We start from the raw sequence: 19,038 nt of genomic DNA, 5'->3' as shown, positions 1-19,038 counted from the left end.
ATTCACTCCGCCGAAGCCATCCGATGCCCCACCATTTCGACGACCCCGAAGAAGGCCTCGCCCGCGAGACCAGTCACCCGCGCTTCGTGACGCTCGCCGCCGACGATTTCTACTACGACCAGGCCGACGACTTCAGCCCCTTCGGCAGCGACGACGGCAACGACACGCTCTCGTCGCTCGAAGACTGGTACCGCGACGGCGGCAAGAACGGCAAGGTCGCGGGCTTCCTCAAGGCGATGCTCGCCGACTGGGATTTCGGCGTGCCGGAATCCATGCACCGGGCCGATGCCGACGTGCGCGAGACATGGCTGGCCGAGGAAGACATGCACGAGACCTTCCTGCAGTCCGAATGCCGCGCGCGCGTCGCGACGGCCTTCGGGCAGCTCAAGATCACGGGCGAGGTCGATCCAGCGATGCGCGACGAGGCACTGGCCGCCATCGCATGCCAACTGGCACTGAACGAGCGCGCCCGTGTGCGCCATCCCGGCTGGCCGCACGCCGACGAGAACGAGGCGCGCCTGACCTCGATGCAGGCCGTGTTGAACGCCCTCTGACGGGCGCATCCGCCGAAGCTGCCGGGCCGTCGACGAGGCCTGGGTGCTGCTTTCCATCGACCTTCTCGCGCAAGGCCCGCGAGATGTCGTGCGCAGCAGGTCGCCGACCCTGTACCCTCGGCCCATGGCGGCTTTCAAGAGGGAGGGGTTGTCATGCAGGTCCTGATTCTCGGCAGCGGTGTCATCGGCACCTCGGTGGCGTACTACCTGGCGCGCGCCGGGCACGCGGTGACGGTGCTGGAGCGCCAGCCGGCGCCCGCGCTCGAAACCAGCTTCGGCAACGCCGGCGAAGTCTCGCCCGGCTATTCGGCGCCCTGGGCCGGGCCTGGCGTGCCGGTCAAGGCGATCAAGTGGATGCTCATGCAGCACAGTCCGCTGGTCATCAAGCCGATGCTCGATCCGGCGATGTGGCGCTGGGGCCTGTCGATGCTGCGCAACTGCACGCAGGCACGCTACGAACTCAACAAGGGCCGCATGGTGCGGCTGGCCGAATACAGCCGCGACTGCCTGAAGGCGCTGCGCGCCGACACGGGCATCCGCTACGACGAGCGCATGCAGGGCACGTTGCAGCTCTTTCGCACGCAGGCACAGCTCGACGGCACCGCGAAGGACGTCGAGGTGCTGAAGGCGTCGGGCGTGCCCTACCAGGTGCTCGACCGCGACGGCTGTGTGCTGCATGAGCCCGCGCTCGGCGCCGTGAAGGACAAGTTCGTCGGCGGCCTGCGCCTGCCGGGCGACGAGACCGGCGACTGCTTCAAGTTCACGCAGGCGCTGGCCAAGCTGGCCGAAGCCGAGGGCGTGCAATTCAGATTCGGCGTGAACATCCAGGCCCTCGAACGCGAAGCGGGGAAGGGCGTGACCGGGGTGCGCACCGACCAGGGCGTGTTCACCGCCGACCGCTACGTGGTCGCGCTCGGCAGCTACTCGCCCGCGCTGGTGCGGCCCTTGGGCATCGACCTGCCGGTGTACCCGGTCAAGGGTTTCTCTATCACGGTGCCCATCACCGACGCGAGCGGCGCGCCCGAATCGACCGTGATGGACGAGACCTTCAAGGTCGCCGTCACGCGTCTGGGCGATCGCATCCGCGTGGGCGGCACGGCGCAGCTCTCGGGTTTCGACCTGGCACTCGACGCGCGGCGGCGCGACACGCTCGAGCACGTCGTGACCGACCTGTTCCCGCGCGGCGGCCCCGTGCGCGATGCCTCCTTCTGGACCGGCCTGCGGCCCATGACGCCCGACGGCACGCCGGTGATCGGCGCCACCCGCGTGCCCAACCTGCTGCTGAGCACCGGCCACGGCACGCTCGGCTGGACCATGGCGGCCGGCACCGGCCGCGTGATGGCCGACCTGGTCGCGGGCAGGGCGCCCGAAATCGACATGGAAGGCCTGACCGTGGCGCGCTACGGCGGGTAGCCCAACCCCGCTTCCACCCTCGAAGGGCGGCCCGAAACGGCCGCCCTTTTTCGTGGGCCGCGCACGCCGGTGTCACCTCAACTAGGGTTTTTACCTAGTCATGAAGTTGTCTTCGTCGGTATTCTCGCGGTGTTCCATTAATAAATCGTTGTTTCGTTAGCGAAACAAACCACCGATTCCACGGACCCTCGATGACACACACTCGCCGCCTCGCCATCGCCGCTGCCGTCTCCCTGGCCGCCGCTTGCGCTTCCGGATTCGCCTGGGCAGACACCTACCCCAGCAAGCCGATCACGCTGGTCGTTGCCTATCCGGCGGGTGGCGACACCGACGCCCTGGCGCGCCTGTACGCCGAGAAGCTCTCGGCCCGCGTCGGCCAGCCCGTGGTGGTCGACAACCGCCCCGGCGCCAGCGGCATCATCGGCAGCGCTTTCGTGTCCAAGGCCGCGCCCGACGGCTACACGCTGCTGCTCGCGCCCAGCACCTTCTCGATCGCGCAGCTGGTGCTCAAGACCGGCAGCACCTCGGGCTACGACGTGCTCAACGGCTTCACGCCGATCGTGCAGACCGGCAACCTGCCGCTGTTCCTCGTGGCCAGCGGCGCCAAGGGCTACACCGGCCTGAAGGACGCGGTGGCCGCGGCCAAGGGCGGCAAGTCGCTGAGCTACGCCAGCCCGGGCAGCGGTTCGCCGATGCACATCCTGGGCGAGATGTTCGCCCGCGCCTCGGGCACCAGCCTGGCGCACGTGCCGTACAAGGGCGTGGCGCCCGCCGTCAACGACGTGCTCGGTGGCCATGTGCCGGTGACCTTCATCACGCTCGGCCCCGTGGCGCCGTACATGCCCAACGGCAAGATGGTCCCGCTGGCCGTGGCCTCGCGCGAGCGCTCGCCGCTCGCGCCCAAGGTGCCGACCTTCGCCGAGCTGGGCTACAAGGACGTCGAGCTCACCGCCTGGAACGGCCTGTGGGGCCCGCGCAACCTGTCGCCCGAAATCGTGAAGACGCTCAACGGCCACTTCAACGAGATCCTGAAGATGCCCGAGATCGTCGCGCGCATGGCCGTGCTGGGCACCACGCCCGTGGGCGGCGACGCCGACGTGCTGGCCAAGACCAACGCCGCCGACTTCGCGCGCTTCGGCAAGGTCATCAAGGAACTCGGCATCCAGGCCGACTGAACTTCACGGAGACGCCCGCCATGACCGACCTCAAAGCCATCGCCGATCCCTCCAGCCTGCAGTCGCTGCTGGCCGAGATGCCCGCCAACCTGCTGGCCGGCCGCCGCGTGCTCGTGACCGGCGGCGCGCGCGGCCTGGGCCTGGCGTTCGCGCAGTGCGTGGCCGCGGCGGGTGCGAGCGTGGTGCTGGCCGACATCCTCGGCGAGCTGGCCGAGACGGAAGCCAAGGCGCTGCGCGATGCCGGCCGCACGGCACACGCGCTGGCCATCGACCTGTCGGACCCGGCCTCCATCGAGGCGGGCGCCGCCGAGGCGGTGCGCCTGCTGGGCGGCCTCGATGGCCTCGTCAACAACGCCGCCATCACCAACTCGGGCGGGCGCGACGCGCACCAGCTCGAGATCGACATGTGGGACCGCGTGATGAACGTCAACGTGCGCGGCAGCTGGCTCATGGGCCGCGCTTGCCGCCCCGCGCTGGCGGCCAGCGGCCGTGGCGCCATCGTCAACCTCGCGTCGGACACGGCGCTGTGGGGCGCGCCCAACCTGCTGGCCTATGCCTCAAGCAAGGGCGCGGTCATCTCCATGACGCGGTCGCTGGCGCGGGAATGGGGCGGCGACAACATCACGGTGAACGCCGTGGCGCCCGGCCTCACGCTGGTCGAGGCCACCGAGTACGTGCCGATGGCGCGCCACCAGAAATACCTCGAAGGCCGCGCCATCCCGCGCGAGCAACAGGCGGCCGACGTCTGCGGCGCGACCGTGTTCCTGCTGTCCTGCCTGGCGCGCTTCGTCACCGGCCAGCTGCTCGCCGTCAACGGCGGCTTCGCGATGCACTGAGCCCGTCACCACCGACCGAATTTCCCGACCAAGGAGTACACCCATGAGCGATTTGTCCGAACAGCAGAAGATCAACAACACCCTGGCGCAGCCCGAAGGCAGCAGCCTGGCCGAGTGGATGAACACCCGCATCGCCCGCTACGAAACCCGCAAGTACGACTGGGACGCGCTGAAGTTCCAGGCCGACTTCGACCCCAAGTTCCGCCGCGCGCAGATGCGCTACGTGGGCACCGGCGGCACCGGTGTCGCGGCCGACACCAACACCGTGCCCTCGGAGCACTTCACCTTCTCGACCATGGTGATCCCGGCCGGCCACGAAGGCCCGCCGCACATCCACACCGACGTGGAAGAGGTGTTCTTCCTGATCCGCGGCAAGCTCAAGGTCGTGATCGAGAAAGACGGCGAGCGCTTCGAAACCATCATGACCGACCGCGACCTGATCTCGGTGCCGCCCGGCGTGTACCGCGAAGAGATCAACATCGGCGACGAAGACGCGCTGATGTGCGTGATGCTCGGCGCCAAGAAGCCGGTCACGCCGACGTACCCCGCCGACCACCCGCTGGCCAAGATCAAGCGCTGAGCGAGCAAGCAAGCGAGCGAACAGGCCATGAGCACCGTCGACATCTCCGCGCAGACCCTGCCGGCTTCCGAGCTGGCGCGGCTCGACGCGCGCTTTCCGGCCCGCGACGTCGCGGTGGGCGGCGGCGCGGTGGTGTCGGTGCGCGAATGCGGGCAGGGCCCCGTCATCGTGTGCCTGCACGGCATCGGCTCGGGCGCGGCCTCGTGGCTCGACACCGCGGCGCTGCTGGCGCCGCAGGCCTGCCTCATCGCCTGGGATGCACCGGGCTACGGCCGCTCGACGCCGCTGGCCTCGGCCGCGCCGACCGCCGCCGACTACGCCGCACGCCTTGAAGAAATGCTCGATGCGCTGTCGATCCGCTCCTGCGTGCTCGTCGGCCATTCGCTGGGCGCCATCGTGGCCGCGTCGGCCGCCCGCAGCGATGCGAGCGCCAGTGCCCGCATCCGCCGCCTCGTGCTCGTGAGCCCCGCCATCGGCTACGGCGCCGCCGCGCGCATCGACGCCCGCGCCAAGGTGCGCGCCGAACGCCTGGCCACGCTCGACGACCTCGGCATTGCCGGCATGGCCGCCAAGCGCGCGGGGCGGCTCGTGTCCGACGGTGCCAGCGAACACGCCCGCCAGTGGGTGCGCTGGAACATGGCGCGCCTGAATGACCACGGCTACCGCCAGGCCGTCGAGCTGCTGTGCAACGCCGACCTGCTGGCCGACCTGCCGCCGCCGATGCCCGTGCGCGTGGCCTGCGGTGCGCTCGACGTCGTCACGCCGCCCGCCGCCTGCGAAGAAGTCGCGCGCCGCTGCGGCGTGCCCCTCGAATTGGTGGACGATGCGGGTCACGCCGGCTATGTGGAACAACCGCAGGCCGTCGCCGCCTTGCTGCGCGAATCGCTCGCCGGCTGACCCGACACGAACAAGACAACCGAGAGGAATCCAGACATGGCCACCGACAACGAAGTGATGGAAGAGGGCGCGGACCGCTACAACGTGCCCGCGCTGGAGCGCGGCCTGCGCGTGCTGTGCGAGTTCAGCCGCGAGAGCCGCACGCTCTCCGCGCCCGAGTTGGCGCGCCGCTTCGACCTGCCACGCTCGACCGTCTTCCGCCTGCTGACCACGCTGGAGAACATGGGCTTCCTCGAGCGCGCCGAGGGCGGGCGCGACTACCGCCTGGGCCTGGCCGTGCTGCGCCTGGGCTTCGAATACCTGGCCTCGCTGGAACTCACGCAGCTGGGCACGCCGCTGCTCAACCGCCTGTGCGACGAACTGCGCACGCCTTGCAACCTGGTGGTGCGCGACGGCCGCTCGATCGTCTACGTCGCCAAGGTGGCGCCGGCCACGCCCTTCGCCAGCTCGGTCACCGTGGGCACGCGCCTGCCGGCCCACGCCACGGTGCTGGGCCGCATCCTGCTCGAAGACCTCACGCTGCCGCAGCTGCGCGCGCTGTACCCCGAAGACAAGCTCGAGACCTTCTCGCCGAGCACGCCCAAGACCGTGAACGAGCTGTTCGACATGGTGCAGGCCGACCGCCAGCGCGGCTATGTGCTGGGCGAGGGCTTCTTCGAATCGAACATCTCGACCATCGCCGCGCCGGTGCGCGACCACAGCGGCCACATCGTGGCGGCGCTGGGCGCCACCATCACCTCGGGCCACATCGACGAGAACCGCATGGACGAGATGGTGCAGCGCGTGCGCGGCACCGCCGACGAGATCTCGGGCCTGCTCAATTACTCGCCCGCGCGCACCAGCAAGGTGGTGCCGCTGCGCAGCGCCTGACGACTGATTTGCGATCGACCATGACGACCTTCGCCCCTTCCTCCTCTTTCTTCGCCGCCGACGCACTGGCCGGCCGCGTGGCCGTGGTCACGGGCGGGTCGTCGGGCATCGGCCTGGCCACCGTCGAGCTGCTGCTGGGCTGCGGCGCCGCCGTGGCGCTGTGCGGGCGCAACGCCGAACGGCTCGATGCCGCCGTGGCCGGCCTGCGCGCGCAATACCCCGACGCGAAGCTGTTCGCGCAGACCTGCGACGTGCTGGACGCCGCCTCGGTGCGCGCCTTCGCCGCCGCCAGCGAGGCCGCGCTCGGCCCGGCCTCGATGCTGGTCAACAACGCAGGGCAGGGGCGTGTCTCCACCTTCGCCGACACCGACGACGCGGCCTGGATGCAAGAGCTGAACCTGAAGTTCTTCTCGGTCATCCACCCCACGCGCGCCTTCCTGCCGCAGCTCGCCGCGCAGCGCGCGGTGCTCGGCGATGCCGCCATCGTCTGCGCCAACTCGCTGCTGGCGCGCCAGCCCGAGCCGCACATGGTCGCCACTTCGGCCGCGCGCGCGGGCCTGCTGAACCTCGTGCGCTCCATGGCCACCGAGTTCGCGCCGCAGGGCGTGCGCGTCAACGGCATCCTGATCGGCCTGGTCGAGTCGGGCCAGTGGCGCCGCCGCTTCGAGGCGCGCGAAGACAAGTCGCAGGACTGGGCCGCCTGGAGCCGCCAGCTCGCCACCACCAAACACATCCCGCTGGGTCGCCTGGGGCTTCCGACCGAAGCCGCGCGCGCGATCCTTTTCCTTGCTTCACCGCTCGCGTCGTACACGACCGGCAGCCACATCGACATCTCCGGAGGCCATTCCCGCCATGCATAACCCCAACAACACCGTCACGGTCGGCGCCGTCGTCGCCGCGTTCCTCGAGCAGTGCGGCGTCAAGGCAGCCTTCGGCGTGATCTCGATCCACAACATGCCGATCCTCGATGCCTTCGCGCAGCGCGGCACGGTGCGCTTCATCTCGGCGCGCGGCGAGGCCGGCGCGGGCAACATGGCCGACGCCTATGCGCGCTCCACCGCCAGCCTGGGCGTGTGCATCACCAGCACCGGTCCGGCCGCGGGCAACATCGCCGGCAGCATGGTCGAGGCACTGACGGCCGGCGCGCCGCTGTTGCACATCACCGGCCAGATCGAGACGCCGTACCTGGACAAGGGCATGTCGTACATCCACGAGGCGCCCGACCAGCTCACCATGCTCAAGGCGGTGTCGAAGGCCGCGCTGCGCGTGCGCAGCGTCGAGACGGTGCTGGGCACGCTCAAGCGCGCGGTGCAGCTCGCCATGACGGCGCCGACCGGCCCGGTGAGCGTGGAGATCCCGATCGACATCCAGTCGGCGCTCACGACCATGCCGGCCGACCTGTCGCCGCTGCCCATCGAGCGCCCCGTGCCTTCGGCCGCCGGCCTCGATGCACTGGCCGCGCGGCTGGCCACCGCCAAGCGTCCGCTGCTGTGGGTGGGGGGCGGTGCCCGCCATGCGCGCAGTGCGATCCAGCGCCTGCAGAAGCTGGGCTTCGGCGTGGTCACGACCACGCAGGGCCGCGGCACGGTGCCCGAGGACGACGCCGGCTCGCTCGGCGCCTACAACATCCAGAAGCCCGTCGAGGCCTTCTACCAGACCTGCGATGCGATGCTCGTGGTCGGTTCGCGCCTGCGCGGCAACGAGACGCTCAAGTACGAACTGAAGCTGCCGCGCCCGCTGTACCGCATCGACGCCGATGCCGCCGCCGAAGGCCGCTGCTATGCGTCCGAAGCCTTTGTCTGCGGCGATTCCGCGCTGGCCCTCGACGGCCTGGCCGACCGCCTCGAAGCCGCGAAGTACCAGGCCGACCCGCAGCTGCTGGTCGACTTGCGCGCCGCGCACGACCAGGCCGTGGCCACGCTGCGCGACGGCCTCGGCCCGTATGCCGAACTCGTGCGCCAGCTGCAGTCGGTGGCCGGCCGCAAGTTCAACTGGGTGCGCGACGTCACGGTGTCCAACAGCACCTGGGGCAACCGCGAGCTGCGCGTGTTCGAACCCAGCGCCGGCGTGCACGCCACGGGCGGCGGCATCGGCCAGGGCATGCCCATGGCCATCGGCGCGGCCATCGGCGCGGCGGTGACGGGCTCGGGCCGCAAGACCTTCTGCCTGGCCGGCGACGGCGGCTTCATCCTGAACCTGGGCGAGCTGGCCTGCATGGTGCAGGAGAAGGCGCCCATGGTCATCGTGCTCATGAACGACAAGAGCTACGGCGTGATCAAGAACATCCAGGACGCGCAGTACGGCGGCCGCCAGTGCTACGCCGAGCTGCACACGCCCGACTACGACCTGCTGTGCAAGTCGATCGCGCTGCCGCACGCCCGCGTGAAAGACCTGGCCGACCTGCCGGCGCAGCTCGACCAGGCGCTGGCCGCCGACGGCCCGTTCCTGCTGGAGATCGACATGCTGTCGATCGGCGGTTTCAAGACCAGCTTCGCCGGCCCGCCGACCAACACGGTCACGCAGATTCCCGCGCTCGGCGCGGCCAAGTGAGCGAACGCGGAGCCCCACGCATGACCACCGCCATCACGCGCATCGCCCTCGTCGGCTGCGGAGCCATCGGCACCTCGGTGCTCGAACTGCTGCGCGGCGATCCCGCCCTGAAGGTGGTGGCCATCGTCGTGCCGGCCGAAGGCATCGCTGCCGCACAGAAGGTCGCACCCGACGTGCAAGTGGGCAGCGCCGTGCCCGCCGACGGCATCGACCTCGTGGTCGAGACCGCCGGCCATGCCGCCATCGAGGAACACGTGCTGCCCGCCCTGGCACGCGGCACGCCCTGCGTGGTGGCCTCGGTGGGCGCGCTGTCGGCCACGGGCTTCGCCGAGAAGCTCGAAGCCGCCGCGGTTGCCGGCCGCACGCAGGTGCAGCTGATTCCCGGCGCCATCGGCGGCATCGACGCGCTCGCCGCGGCCCGCATCGGCGGCCTGGACAGCGTGCGCTACACGGGCCGCAAGCCGCCGCAGGCCTGGAAGGGCACGCCGGCCGAGCAGGGCCGCAACCTGGACACGCTGGTGCACGAAACCGTGATCTTCGAAGGCAGCGCGCGCGAAGCCGCCTTGCTCTATCCGAAGAACGCCAACGTGGCGGCCACCGTCTCGCTCGCGGGCCTGGGCCTGGACCAGACGCTGGTGCGCCTCATTGCCGACCCGGCCACCACCGAGAACGTGCACACCGTCGAAGCCGAAGGCGCCTTCGGCAGCTTCGCGCTGACCATGCGCAACAAGCCGCTCGCGGCCAACCCCAAGACCTCGGCCCTGACCGTGTACAGCGCCGTGCGCGCGCTGCGCAACCGCGTCGCGCCCCTTGCCATCTGAGCCATCCCATGATCTCCACCGAACTCCTTCCGATCTGCATCGCCGGCGAATGGCGCCTGGGCGGCGGCGACGTCTACGAAAGCCTGTACCCGGCCACCGGCGAACCCATCGCGCGCCTGAAGGCCGCGAGCCTGGCCGACGTCGAAGAAGCCATCACGCGCGCCGACCACGCCTTTCGCACCAGCGGCTGGGCCCAGCGCCTGCCGCACGAGCGCGCCGCCGTGCTGCACCGCGTGGCGCAGCTGATCCGCGAAGAGGGCGAGTCGCTGGCGCAGAAGCAGCGCCTGGACAACGGCAAGCCGATCAGCGAAACCCGCAACCTCGTGGCCAGCGCCGCGGGCACCTTCCAGTTCTTCGCCGCCGCGCTCGAGACGCTCGAAGAAACCATCACCCCCTCGCGCGGTGCCTTCGTCACGATGAGCGTGCACGAGCCCATGGGCGTGGTCGCGGCCATCACGCCGTGGAACTCGCCCATCGCGAGCGAAGCGCAGAAGCTGGCGCCCGCGCTGGCCGCCGGCAACGCGGTGGTCGTGAAGCCCGCCGAAGTCACGCCGCTCATGGCGCTGGAACTGGCGCGCATCTGCGAGCAGGCCGGCGTGCCCAAGGGCATCGTGAGCGTGCTGCCGGGCAAGGGCTCGGTGATCGGCGACGCCATCACCAAGCATCCGCTGGTCAAGCGCGTGTCGTTCACCGGCGGCACCACCACCGGCAAGCACATCGCCCACATTGCGGCCGACAAGATGATGCCGGTGTCGCTCGAACTCGGCGGCAAGTCGCCCACCATGGTGCTCGACGACGCCGACCTCGACCATGCGGTGAACGGCGTGCTCTACGGCATCTTCAGTTCGTCGGGCGAGTCGTGCATCGCGGGCTCGCGCTTGTTCGTGGCCCGCAGCATCTACGACGAGTTCCTGACGCGGCTGGCCGAAGGCGCCAATGCGCTGCGCGTGGGCGACCCGGCGTCGGAGCGCACGCAGATGGGGCCGCTCATCACGGCGAAGCACCGCGAGGGCATCGAGCGCTATGTGGACCTGGGCGTGTCCGAAGGCGGGCGCATCCGCACGGGCGGCGTGCGTCCGCACGGCGCCGACTACGACAAGGGCTACTTCTACCAGCCGACCATCCTCGAAGGCCTGACCAACAACGCCCGCATCAGCCAGGAAGAAATCTTCGGCCCGGTGCTGGTCGCGATGCCCTTCGACAACGAGGAAGAACTGATCGCGCAGGCCAACGACAGCGTCTACGCGCTGGCCGCGGGCGTGTGGAGCCGCGACTTCAAGCGCGCCTGGAAGCTGGGTCGCGCGGTGCAGGCCGGCACGGTCTGGGTCAACACCTACAAGCAGTTCTCGGTCTCGACGCCGTTCGGCGGCTGGCGCGACAGCGGCCTGGGCCGCGAGAAGGGCCGCGAAGGCATCTTCCAGTACATGGAGCAAAAGAGCATGTACTGGGGCACGAACGAACAACCGCTCCCGTGGGCGAACTGAACAGGAGCACACGATGAGCGTACTTGGCATCGACCAGATCACCTACGGCGCGGACGACCTGCCCGCCTGCCGCCAGTTCTTCCAGGACTGGGGCCTTTCACTCACGTCCGAAGCCGCCGACGAACTCGTCTTCGAGTGCCTCAACGGCTGCAAGGTGGTCGTTGCGGCGTGGGACAAGCCCGGCCTGCCGCCCGCGATGGAAGAGGGCCCGACGCTGCGCGAAGTGGTGTGGGGCGTGGAAAGCGACGCTGACCTGGACCGCTACGCCGCCGCCATCGCGCAAGACTCGGCCTTTGTCGACACCACGGTCGACGGCGCGCGCCGCATCGGCTGCACCGACCCCAACGGCCTGGCCGTGCGCCTGCAGGTCAGCCGCAAGCGCGCGGTCGAAGTCGACTGCGGCGCCATGAACACCTGGAACGCCAAGCCGCGCGTGAACCAGCCCGCACCGATCTACGAACGCGCCACGCCGATCGAGGTGGGTCACGTCGTGTTCTTCGTGAGCGACGTGAAGGGCACGAGCGCGTTCTACGCGCAGCGCTTCGGCTTCGTGTCGTCCGACGGCTATCCGAACCGCGGCGCCTTCATGCGCTGCGCGCCCGAGGGCGGCCACCACGACCTGTTCCTGCTGCAGATTCCGTCGGGCAAGCGCGGGCTCAACCACGTGGCCTTCACCGTGCGCGACATCCACGAGGTGTTCGGCGGCGGCCTGCATTTTTCGCGCTGCGGCTGGGACACCCAGCTGGGCCCGGGCCGCCACCCGGTGTCGTCGGCGTACTTCTGGTACTTCAAGAATCCGGCCGGCGGCCTCATCGAGTACTACGCCGACGAAGACCAGCTCACCGCCGACTGGCAGCCGCGCGAGTTCGAACCCGGCCCGACCGTGTTCGCCGAATGGGCGGTCGATGGCGGCCTCGATGGCCACACCCGTCGCCAGAAGAACGCGGAAGGCCCGAAAGGTGCTTTCCTGACCGAGAAGAAATGAATCCGGTGACCCTCATGCAACGACGTTTTTCCTTCTCCCTGCTGGCCGCCGCGGCGCTGGCCATCGCCTTGCCCGTGCACGCACAGAGCGACGCGCACAAGCAGCTGTCGAGCGACCGCTTCACCATCGTCTCGCCATTCCCGCCCGGCGGCCCGGTCGACACGCTGGCCCGCATCCTGTCGGACGGCCTGGCCAAGCGCTACGGCCAGGCAGCCGTGGTCGAGAACATGGTGGGCGCGGCCGGCAACATCGGCATCGACAAGGTCAAGCGTGCGAAGGGCGATGGCCACACGCTGCTCGTGGTGCCGGCCGGCAACCTCACGATCAACCCGACGCTGATGCCGAACTTCCCGTTCAACATCGAGAAGGACTTCGTGCCCGTCACCATGCTCGCCAAGGCGCCCAACGTGCTGGTGGCCGCGCCGTCCTCGGGCATCAAGAGTGCGAAGGAGCTGGTGGCCATGGCCAAGGCCAAGCCCAACACGCTGTCGTATGCCTCGCCCGGCGTGGGCAGCGGCCTGCACCTGGCGGGCGAGCTGTTCAAGCAGCAGGCTGGCATCGACCTGCTGCACGTGCCCTACAAGGGCACGGCGCCCGCGCTCAACGACGTGCTCGGCGGCTCGGTGCCGCTGATGTTCAGCAACCTGCCCGCGACCATGCCCTTCATCAAGAACGGCAAGCTCGTCGCGCTGGGCGTGACCGAAGCCAAGCGCAGCGCCGCCGCGCCCGACATTCCCACGCTGGCGGAGCAGGGCATCCAGGGCGTGGCCGTGACCTCGTGGTATGGCCTCTTGGCCCCCAAGGGCACGCCGCCGGCCGTGGTCGAGCAATTGGCGAAGGACGCGGCCGAGATGCTGGCCCAGCCCGACGTGCGCGAACGCCTGAAGGCGCAGGGCATGACCGACGCGGCCATGAAGCCCGCCGAGTTTGCTGCCCACATCCGCGATGAGACGGCCGTCTGGGCCCGGATCATCAAGGCCCGCAACATCGTGGCCGAGTGAGCCACCCCCAAGAACAAAGAGAGACAGAGACCATGCAGACAAGTGAATCCACCATCGGCATCGTCGGTGCCGGCATCGGCGGCCTGGTCGCCGCCATCGCACTGCGCCGCGCGGGGCACGACGTGGTCGTGTTCGAGCAGGCCAAGCAGTTCGCCCGCGTCGGCGCCGACATCAACCTCACGCCCAACGCCGTGCGCGCCCTCGACGGCCTGGGCGTGGGCGACGCCGCCCGCGTGACGGCGGCCCGCCCGTCGCACCGCATCAGCCGCACCTACGACAGCGGCGAAGAAACCTCGCGCCTCGAAATGGCCGACTCGGCCGAGCAGCGCTACGGTGCGCCGCAGCTCACCATCCACCGCGCCGACCTGCTGGCCGCGCTGGCCGACATGTTCCCGGCCGAGCGCGTGGCGCTGGGCAAGCGCGCCGAGACCATTGCGGCCGACGACAACGGCGTGACCCTGTCGTTCAGCGACGGCACCAGCGCCCGCGTGGGTGCACTCATCGGTGCCGACGGCATCCATTCGGGCGTGCGCACCGCGATGTTCGGCGCGGAGAGCCCGCGCTTCACGGGCATCGTCGCGTACCGCGCCGTGGTGCCCGCCGAGCGCGTGGCCGGCGTGCCCAACCTGGGCGCCTTCACCAAGTGGTGGGGCCCGAACCCGCAGAGCCAGATCGTCACCTTCCCGCTGAACCGCGGCAAGGACATCTTCATCTTCGCGACCACGCCGCAGGACACCTGGCACCTCGAGTCGTGGACCGCGCCAGGCAGCGTCGACGAGCTGCGCGAGCAGTACGTGGCCTACCACCCCGAGGCGCGCGCGCTGCTCGACGCCTGCGACACGGTGCTGAAGACCGCGCTGTACGAGCGCGACCCCATGCCCGCCTGGGCGCAGGGCCGCATGGCACTGCTGGGCGATGCCGCGCACCCGATGCTGCCCTTCATGGCGCAGGGCGCCGGCATGGCCATCGAAGACGCCGTGGTGCTGTCGCGCCACCTCGACGGCGTGGCCATGGCCGGCATTCCCGCCGCGCTGCAGGCCTACCAGACGGCACGCATCGAACGCGCCAGCCAGGTGCAGCTCGGCTCGCGCGGCAACAGCTGGCTGCGCGAAGGCGGCAACGCCGACTGGGTGTACGCCTACGACGCCTGGGCCGTGCCGCTGGGCGTGCCGGCGCAAGGCGCTGCTGCCACCGCCTGAAATTTTTCCCCTCGCTTACGGAGGCTCACGATGCAACAAGACCGCTTTCTCCAACCGCACCAGGCGCGCCAGCGCCCCGCGACCACCTACGAAGACCTGCTGGGCGACGTGATCGAACGCGCCTACGCCGACGGCATCCACGACCTGCCGGGCCTGGTGCAGCGACTGAACGACAGCGGCCTGGCCACGCCGGGCGGCCTCGCATGGACCGAGGCGCTGTACCGCAAGGAAATGGCCACGCTGGCCGCCTGAGGAGAACCACCATGACCATCGCCATCCATCCCGTTCCCGCCGATCCGGTCGACCACCTGCTCGAGATCGGCCTGAAAGACCTCTGGTACCCGATCTGCCCCTCGCACTTCATCAAGGAGAACCCGATCTCCCTGCGCCGCCTCGGCCGCAAGATCGCGCTGTGGCGCGACGGCGAAGGCGTGCTGCATGCGCTGGAAGACCGCTGCCCGCACCGCGGTGCGCCGCTGTCGCAAGGCGTGATCCTGGGTGACCGCCTCTCGTGCCCGTACCACGGCGTCGAAGTGCGCCACGACGGCGTGGTCACGCGCGTGCCCGGCAGCCCGGGCTGCAAGCTCGAAGGCTCGCGTGCCACGCGGCACTTCCATGTGCAGGAGCGCGCGGGTGCCGTGTTCCTCTACAACTCGAAAGAGCCGGTCGACGTGCCGCCGCCGCTGGTGCTGCCCGAGCAGCTGACCGACGCGGCCGAGTACTCGAACTTCCTGTGCTACACGGAATGGAAGGGCGACTACCGCTACGTGCTGGACAACGTGATGGACCCGATGCACGGCACGTACCTCCACAAGCAGTCGCACTCGATGGCCGAGGGCGACTCGAGCGCCAAGTTCGGCGTGCGCCCGACCGACATCGGCTTCGTGTTCGAGAAGGAAGGCCAGCGCAACGTCAACTTCGACTGGACCGAGTGGGCCGACACCGGCATCCACTGGATGCGCCTGGAGATTCCGTACCCGAAGACCGGCGGCCCCGGCGGCAACTTCATCATCATCGGCGCCTTCTCGCCGATGGCCAACGGCATGACCGCCACCTTCTTCTGGCGCGCACGCAAGCTGGCGCCGGGCTGGGAGCGCGACACCTGGCGCTTCCTCTACAAGAACCGCCTCGAGGCGCGCCACTGGCACGTGCTGGAACAAGACCGCGTGATGCTCGAAGAGATGGAAGCCGACGCCAACCAGCACGAGAACCTGTACCAGCACGACCTGGGCATCGTCCGCCTGCGCCGCCACATGCGCAACCTGGCGCAAGCGCAACTGGCCGAAGCCGAGGCCGCCACGGCCTGAACTGAAAGCAAGCGAGCACCGCCATGTCTTCTCCCACGCTGAACGCCCTCGTGCACACCATGCGCTACGAGGCCGACGGCATCGTCAGCGTCGAGTTCCGGCCGGCCACGCCGGCGGTGGACTTTCCCGCCTTCGAGGCCGGCTCCCACATCGACCTGCACCTGCCCAACGGGCTGGTGCGCAGCTACTCGCTGTGCAACCCTTCGAGCGACCGCCAGCGCTACGTGGTGGGCGTGCTCAACGACCGCAAGAGCCGCGGCGGCTCGCGCTACGTGCACCAGCAGCTGCGCGTGGGCATGACGCTGCCCATCTCGGCACCGCGCAACAACTTCAAGCTGGAAGAGGGCGCCGAGCGCTCGGTGCTGGTGGCCGGCGGCATCGGCGTGACGCCCATCTGGTGCATGCTGCAGCGGCTCATCGCCATCGGCAAGCCGGTGGAGTTCGTCTACTGCGCACGCACCCGCAAGGAAGCCGCCTTCTGCGACGCCATCGAGGCGCTGGCCACCGAGAAATCGGTGCAGCTCACCTGGCACTTCGACGACGAGAAGGGCGCGCCGCCCGACCTCGCGTCGCTGCTGGCCGGCAAGGGCGCCACCAGCCACTACTACTGCTGCGGCCCCACGCCGATGCTCGACGCCTTCGAAAGGAGCTGCGAGCAACTGGGCTATGCCAACGCCCACATCGAGCGCTTCGCCGCCGTGCATGTGGAGGCGCCCAGCGCCACGCAGACCTGCGTGGTGCAGTGCGCCAAGAGCGGCAAGAGCGTCGAGGTGCCTCCGGGCAAATCGATTCTCGACAGCCTGATCGACGCTGGCCTCAACCCCGATCACAGCTGCAAGGAAGGCGTCTGCGGCGCCTGCGAAACGGCGGTGCTCGAGGGCGAAGTCGATCACCACGACGGCATCCTCACCAAGATCGAACGTGCGTCCAACAAGACCATGATGATCTGCGTCTCTCGCTGCAAGGGCGAGCGCTTGGTGCTGGACATCTGAACGAGAAGGCCACAACCCAAAAGACGGCCGAGAGAAAAACCAACCGAGACATTCAATGAAAAAGTACTTGATCGCGATGGCTGCGGCCACCGCGGCTGGCGGAGCGCTGGCCCAATCTTCCGTGACGCTGTTCGGCGTCGTCGACGCCTCCGTGGTCTACACGCGCGGCAGCGGCAACGGATCGGCCCACAAGACGCAGCTGGGCAACAGCGGCAACATGTTCAGCCGCCTCGGTTTTCGCGGCACCGAAGACCTCGGCGGCGGCTACTCGGCCAACTTCTGGCTCGAGATGGGCCTGCAGAACGACAGCGGCACGGGCTTTCCGTCGAACTCCAACAACCAGGCCAGCGGCAACGGCACGCCTGGCGTGCTGAGCTTCAACCGCCGTTCGACCGTGAGCCTGGCCGGCCCCTTCGGCGAAGTGCGCCTGGGCCGCGACTACGTGCCCGCCTTCTGGAACACCGCGATCTTCGACCCCTTCGGCACCGGCGGCGGCATCGGCGCCAACCAGATCTACTTCTCGGGCCTGGGCGGCCTGGTGGCACCCACCGGCACGCGCGCCTCGAACAGCATCGGCTACTTCCTGCCGGCCAACCTGGGCGGCTTCTACGGCCAGGTGATGTACGCGATGGGCGAGAACGATTCGAACTCGGTGCTGCCCGGCACCCAGGTGTCGAACAAGCGCGACGGCCAGCACACCGGCGCGCGCTTCGGCTACCAGAGCGGCGGCCTCAATGTGGCGCTGGCCACCGGCCGCACGCGCTACACCGCCGGCGACCTGCGCGTGACCAACCTGGGCGCGTCCTACACCTTCGATGCGGCGCTCATGAACCTCAAGCTCACGAGCGAGTTGTACAAGGAATCGAAGGGCAGCACCGACGCCAAGGGCGTGCTGATCGGCTTCCAGCTGCCCATCGGGCCGGGCGAGATCAAGGCCTCGTACGCGCGCTACAAGCTGGAGCCCGCCAACGCGGTGCGCGAGCCCACGTCGTCGAAGCTGGCCATCGGCTACGTGCACAACCTGTCCAAGCGCACGGCGGTGTACGGCACCATCGCGCGCATCAGCAACAAGAACGGTGCGACGCAGGCCCTGGCCGGCGCCATCACCATGCCCAACCGCGCCTCCAGCGGCGTCGAGTTCGGCATGCGGCACATGTTCTGACGCGAAGGGGCCGGCATGCGCGCAACCCCCGTCTGGCCGCAGGTGCGGCGCCTCGCGGCGCTGGCCTTCGGATCGCTGCTCGTGGCCGGCTGCGCCGGCATGTCGCCGACCGCGCCGCCCGCGCCCGGCCAGCTGCTGCTGGCCAGCGCCGACAAGCTGCACGGCCTGCCCGACGCAGAGCGCAACTGGGTCATGTCGTACGCGTCCACCACCTTCGACGGCGCCAACGCGGTGGTCGTCGGCCAGGTGGCGCTGCCGCGCACGCCCGCGCCCGCCGGCGGCTATCCCGTGATCGCCTGGGCCAACGGATCGACCGGGCTCGCGCCGCAGTGCGCGCCTTCGCTGGTCGTGAACCGCGAGCGCGATGCCTACCTCAACGCCTGGGTGCAGCAGGGCTATGCCGTGGTGCGCACCGACTACGCAGGGTGGGGCGCCTTCGGGCCCGTGCCCGACCTGCACAGCCGCAGCAACGCCGAGAACCTGGCCGATGCCGTGGCGGCCGCGCATGCGCTCGACGGCGCGAAGCTGCGCCCCGACTGGATCGCCGTGGGCCACAGCAAGGGCGGCGGCGCCGTGCTGTGGGCCGCCGGCCTGCCGGACCGCAGCGCGGGCCGCTACCCGCTGCGGGCGGCCATCGCCATCGCGCCCACGGGGCCCGGCGTGCTGTGGTTCATGGACAGCGTGATGCGCGGCGAAGCGGTGGCCGTTCCGGCGCTGCCCTTCGTGTCGCTGACCGTGATGAGCGCCAAGGCGATGAATCCGGCCATCGACGTGCAGGCCATGACTACGCCCGCGCTGCGCCCGCACCTCGAGGCGATGGGCTCGGCCTGCCTCTCGGGGCTGTTCGCGATGCCGCCGCTGCCGCCGGGGCCGTACCTGAAGCCCGGCGCGGCGTACGACGCGATGGCCCGGTTGCTGGCCGCGCAGGATGCGTCGTCGCTCACGATGCGGGTGCCTGTGTCGGTCATCCAGGGCGAGAAGGACGAGACGACGGTCACGCCCGACACCACGGCGGCGATGGTGCGCAGCCTGTGCGCGCGCGGCGCGACCGTGCAACTGAAGCAGTACGCCGGACAGACCCACCGGTCGGTCATCGGCGCCTCGCAATCCGACGCGTTCGGATTCGCCCGAACGGTCCTCGACGCAGGCAGGCCGGCGAGCGACTGCCCCTGACGCCGCGCCGGCCCCCGTGCAACCCACCTGAGAAGAATC

Annotated in this window: 19 protein-coding genes; all 19 read left to right on the top strand. The window is 69.7% G+C overall.

Translation table 11 applies throughout. From position 1 onward, the window contains the following. The first annotated feature begins 23 nt into the window (after window positions 1–23). The 19 genes from VHAB30_RS12630 (at window position 24) to VHAB30_RS12540 (ending at window position 18,999) form a co-directional block, all read left to right on the top strand. Window positions 24–554, top strand: a complete 531-nt coding sequence (locus tag VHAB30_RS12630) for a MolR family transcriptional regulator (RefSeq protein WP_159277234.1) — start codon at window positions 24–26, stop codon at window positions 552–554. Between the two features lie 153 nt (window positions 555–707). After that, on the top strand, window positions 708–1,967 hold the full coding sequence (locus VHAB30_RS12625; protein ID WP_159277233.1) for a D-amino acid dehydrogenase: 1,260 nt from the start codon (window positions 708–710) through the stop codon (window positions 1,965–1,967). A 191-nt stretch (window positions 1,968–2,158) separates the two neighbouring features. Next, window positions 2,159–3,142: a Bug family tripartite tricarboxylate transporter substrate binding protein gene (locus tag VHAB30_RS12620; protein WP_159277232.1), complete on the top strand. Its 984-nt coding sequence runs from the start codon at window positions 2,159–2,161 to the stop codon at window positions 3,140–3,142. 20 nt (window positions 3,143–3,162) lie between these two features. Beyond that, entirely contained in the window at window positions 3,163–3,978 is an 816-nt protein-coding gene (locus VHAB30_RS12615) for an SDR family oxidoreductase (RefSeq protein WP_159277231.1), read from the top strand. Between the two features lie 43 nt (window positions 3,979–4,021). Next, window positions 4,022–4,558, top strand: coding sequence for a cupin domain-containing protein (locus VHAB30_RS12610; protein ID WP_062474577.1), 537 nt, complete (start codon window positions 4,022–4,024; stop codon window positions 4,556–4,558). A gap of 27 nt (window positions 4,559–4,585) precedes the next feature. Continuing rightward, the gene (locus VHAB30_RS12605) at window positions 4,586–5,455 is read left to right on the top strand and encodes an alpha/beta fold hydrolase (RefSeq protein ID WP_159272146.1); all 870 of its coding nucleotides are present in this window, start codon (window positions 4,586–4,588) and stop codon (window positions 5,453–5,455) included. A 36-nt stretch (window positions 5,456–5,491) separates the two neighbouring features. Then, on the top strand, window positions 5,492–6,325 hold the full coding sequence (locus VHAB30_RS12600; protein WP_070060330.1) for an IclR family transcriptional regulator: 834 nt from the start codon (window positions 5,492–5,494) through the stop codon (window positions 6,323–6,325). Window positions 6,326–6,345: 20 nt separating this feature from the next. Further along, window positions 6,346–7,185 (top strand): SDR family oxidoreductase, encoded by an 840-nt coding sequence (locus VHAB30_RS12595; protein ID WP_159277230.1) that lies wholly within the window; start codon window positions 6,346–6,348, stop codon window positions 7,183–7,185. After that, window positions 7,178–8,875, top strand: a complete 1,698-nt coding sequence (locus VHAB30_RS12590; RefSeq protein WP_062474586.1) for a thiamine pyrophosphate-binding protein — start codon at window positions 7,178–7,180, stop codon at window positions 8,873–8,875. The genes VHAB30_RS12595 and VHAB30_RS12590 overlap by 8 nt, the downstream gene beginning before the upstream one ends. Window positions 8,876–8,895: 20 nt before the next feature. Then, window positions 8,896–9,696: an aspartate dehydrogenase gene (locus tag VHAB30_RS12585; protein ID WP_159277229.1), complete on the top strand. Its 801-nt coding sequence runs from the start codon at window positions 8,896–8,898 to the stop codon at window positions 9,694–9,696. An 8-nt stretch (window positions 9,697–9,704) separates the two neighbouring features. Beyond that, window positions 9,705–11,180 (top strand): aldehyde dehydrogenase, encoded by a 1,476-nt coding sequence (locus VHAB30_RS12580; protein WP_159277228.1) that lies wholly within the window; start codon window positions 9,705–9,707, stop codon window positions 11,178–11,180. A 13-nt stretch (window positions 11,181–11,193) separates the two neighbouring features. Further along, window positions 11,194–12,165 carry a VOC family protein gene (locus tag VHAB30_RS12575; RefSeq protein WP_159277227.1) on the top strand — a complete coding sequence of 324 codons (972 nt, stop codon included), beginning with the start codon at window positions 11,194–11,196 and terminating at the stop codon, window positions 12,163–12,165. Further along, window positions 12,162–13,166, top strand: a complete 1,005-nt coding sequence (locus VHAB30_RS12570) for a Bug family tripartite tricarboxylate transporter substrate binding protein (protein WP_390903979.1) — start codon at window positions 12,162–12,164, stop codon at window positions 13,164–13,166. The genes VHAB30_RS12575 and VHAB30_RS12570 overlap by 4 nt, the downstream gene beginning before the upstream one ends. A 32-nt stretch (window positions 13,167–13,198) precedes the next feature. Then, a complete protein-coding gene (locus tag VHAB30_RS12565; protein ID WP_159277226.1) occupies window positions 13,199–14,365 on the top strand; it encodes an FAD-dependent monooxygenase in 1,167 nt (388 codons plus the stop codon). 30 nt (window positions 14,366–14,395) lie between these two features. Beyond that, window positions 14,396–14,617, top strand: coding sequence for a recombinase-like helix-turn-helix domain-containing protein (locus VHAB30_RS12560; RefSeq protein WP_062474598.1), 222 nt, complete (start codon window positions 14,396–14,398; stop codon window positions 14,615–14,617). 11 nt (window positions 14,618–14,628) lie between these two features. After that, on the top strand, window positions 14,629–15,672 hold the full coding sequence (locus VHAB30_RS12555) for an aromatic ring-hydroxylating oxygenase subunit alpha (RefSeq protein ID WP_159277225.1): 1,044 nt from the start codon (window positions 14,629–14,631) through the stop codon (window positions 15,670–15,672). Between the two features lie 23 nt (window positions 15,673–15,695). Then, window positions 15,696–16,664, top strand: coding sequence for a PDR/VanB family oxidoreductase (locus VHAB30_RS12550; protein WP_159277224.1), 969 nt, complete (start codon window positions 15,696–15,698; stop codon window positions 16,662–16,664). Between the two features lie 55 nt (window positions 16,665–16,719). Then, window positions 16,720–17,826, top strand: coding sequence for a porin (locus VHAB30_RS12545; protein WP_159277223.1), 1,107 nt, complete (start codon window positions 16,720–16,722; stop codon window positions 17,824–17,826). A 15-nt stretch (window positions 17,827–17,841) separates the two neighbouring features. Beyond that, window positions 17,842–18,999, top strand: a complete 1,158-nt coding sequence (locus tag VHAB30_RS12540) for an alpha/beta hydrolase family protein (RefSeq protein WP_159277222.1) — start codon at window positions 17,842–17,844, stop codon at window positions 18,997–18,999. Window positions 19,000–19,038 lie beyond the last annotated feature (39 nt).

Origin of the sequence: Variovorax boronicumulans (assembly GCF_009811375.1) — a bacterium.
Classification (GTDB): Bacteria; Pseudomonadota; Gammaproteobacteria; order Burkholderiales; family Burkholderiaceae_C; genus Variovorax; species Variovorax boronicumulans.
The sequence above is the reverse complement of the archived record's forward strand: the minus strand, read 5'-3'. Positions and strand labels throughout refer to the sequence as shown.

Bases quoted from the DNA above. Each gene is read 5' to 3' on its own strand.
- VHAB30_RS12630 (WP_159277234.1), top strand. From the start codon at position 24: ATGCCCCACCATTTCGACGACCCCGAAGAAGGCCTCGCCCGCGAGACC.
- VHAB30_RS12625 (WP_159277233.1), top strand. From the start codon at position 708: ATGCAGGTCCTGATTCTCGGCAGCGGTGTCATCGGCACCTCGGTGGCG.
- VHAB30_RS12620 (WP_159277232.1), top strand. From the start codon at position 2,159: ATGACACACACTCGCCGCCTCGCCATCGCCGCTGCCGTCTCCCTGGCC.
- VHAB30_RS12615 (WP_159277231.1), top strand. From the start codon at position 3,163: ATGACCGACCTCAAAGCCATCGCCGATCCCTCCAGCCTGCAGTCGCTG.
- VHAB30_RS12610 (WP_062474577.1), top strand. From the start codon at position 4,022: ATGAGCGATTTGTCCGAACAGCAGAAGATCAACAACACCCTGGCGCAG.
- VHAB30_RS12605 (WP_159272146.1), top strand. From the start codon at position 4,586: ATGAGCACCGTCGACATCTCCGCGCAGACCCTGCCGGCTTCCGAGCTG.
- VHAB30_RS12600 (WP_070060330.1), top strand. From the start codon at position 5,492: ATGGCCACCGACAACGAAGTGATGGAAGAGGGCGCGGACCGCTACAAC.
- VHAB30_RS12595 (WP_159277230.1), top strand. From the start codon at position 6,346: ATGACGACCTTCGCCCCTTCCTCCTCTTTCTTCGCCGCCGACGCACTG.
- VHAB30_RS12590 (WP_062474586.1), top strand. From the start codon at position 7,178: ATGCATAACCCCAACAACACCGTCACGGTCGGCGCCGTCGTCGCCGCG.
- VHAB30_RS12585 (WP_159277229.1), top strand. From the start codon at position 8,896: ATGACCACCGCCATCACGCGCATCGCCCTCGTCGGCTGCGGAGCCATC.
- VHAB30_RS12580 (WP_159277228.1), top strand. From the start codon at position 9,705: ATGATCTCCACCGAACTCCTTCCGATCTGCATCGCCGGCGAATGGCGC.
- VHAB30_RS12575 (WP_159277227.1), top strand. From the start codon at position 11,194: ATGAGCGTACTTGGCATCGACCAGATCACCTACGGCGCGGACGACCTG.
- VHAB30_RS12570 (WP_390903979.1), top strand. From the start codon at position 12,162: ATGAATCCGGTGACCCTCATGCAACGACGTTTTTCCTTCTCCCTGCTG.
- VHAB30_RS12565 (WP_159277226.1), top strand. From the start codon at position 13,199: ATGCAGACAAGTGAATCCACCATCGGCATCGTCGGTGCCGGCATCGGC.
- VHAB30_RS12560 (WP_062474598.1), top strand. From the start codon at position 14,396: ATGCAACAAGACCGCTTTCTCCAACCGCACCAGGCGCGCCAGCGCCCC.
- VHAB30_RS12555 (WP_159277225.1), top strand. From the start codon at position 14,629: ATGACCATCGCCATCCATCCCGTTCCCGCCGATCCGGTCGACCACCTG.
- VHAB30_RS12550 (WP_159277224.1), top strand. From the start codon at position 15,696: ATGTCTTCTCCCACGCTGAACGCCCTCGTGCACACCATGCGCTACGAG.
- VHAB30_RS12545 (WP_159277223.1), top strand. From the start codon at position 16,720: ATGAAAAAGTACTTGATCGCGATGGCTGCGGCCACCGCGGCTGGCGGA.
- VHAB30_RS12540 (WP_159277222.1), top strand. From the start codon at position 17,842: ATGCGCGCAACCCCCGTCTGGCCGCAGGTGCGGCGCCTCGCGGCGCTG.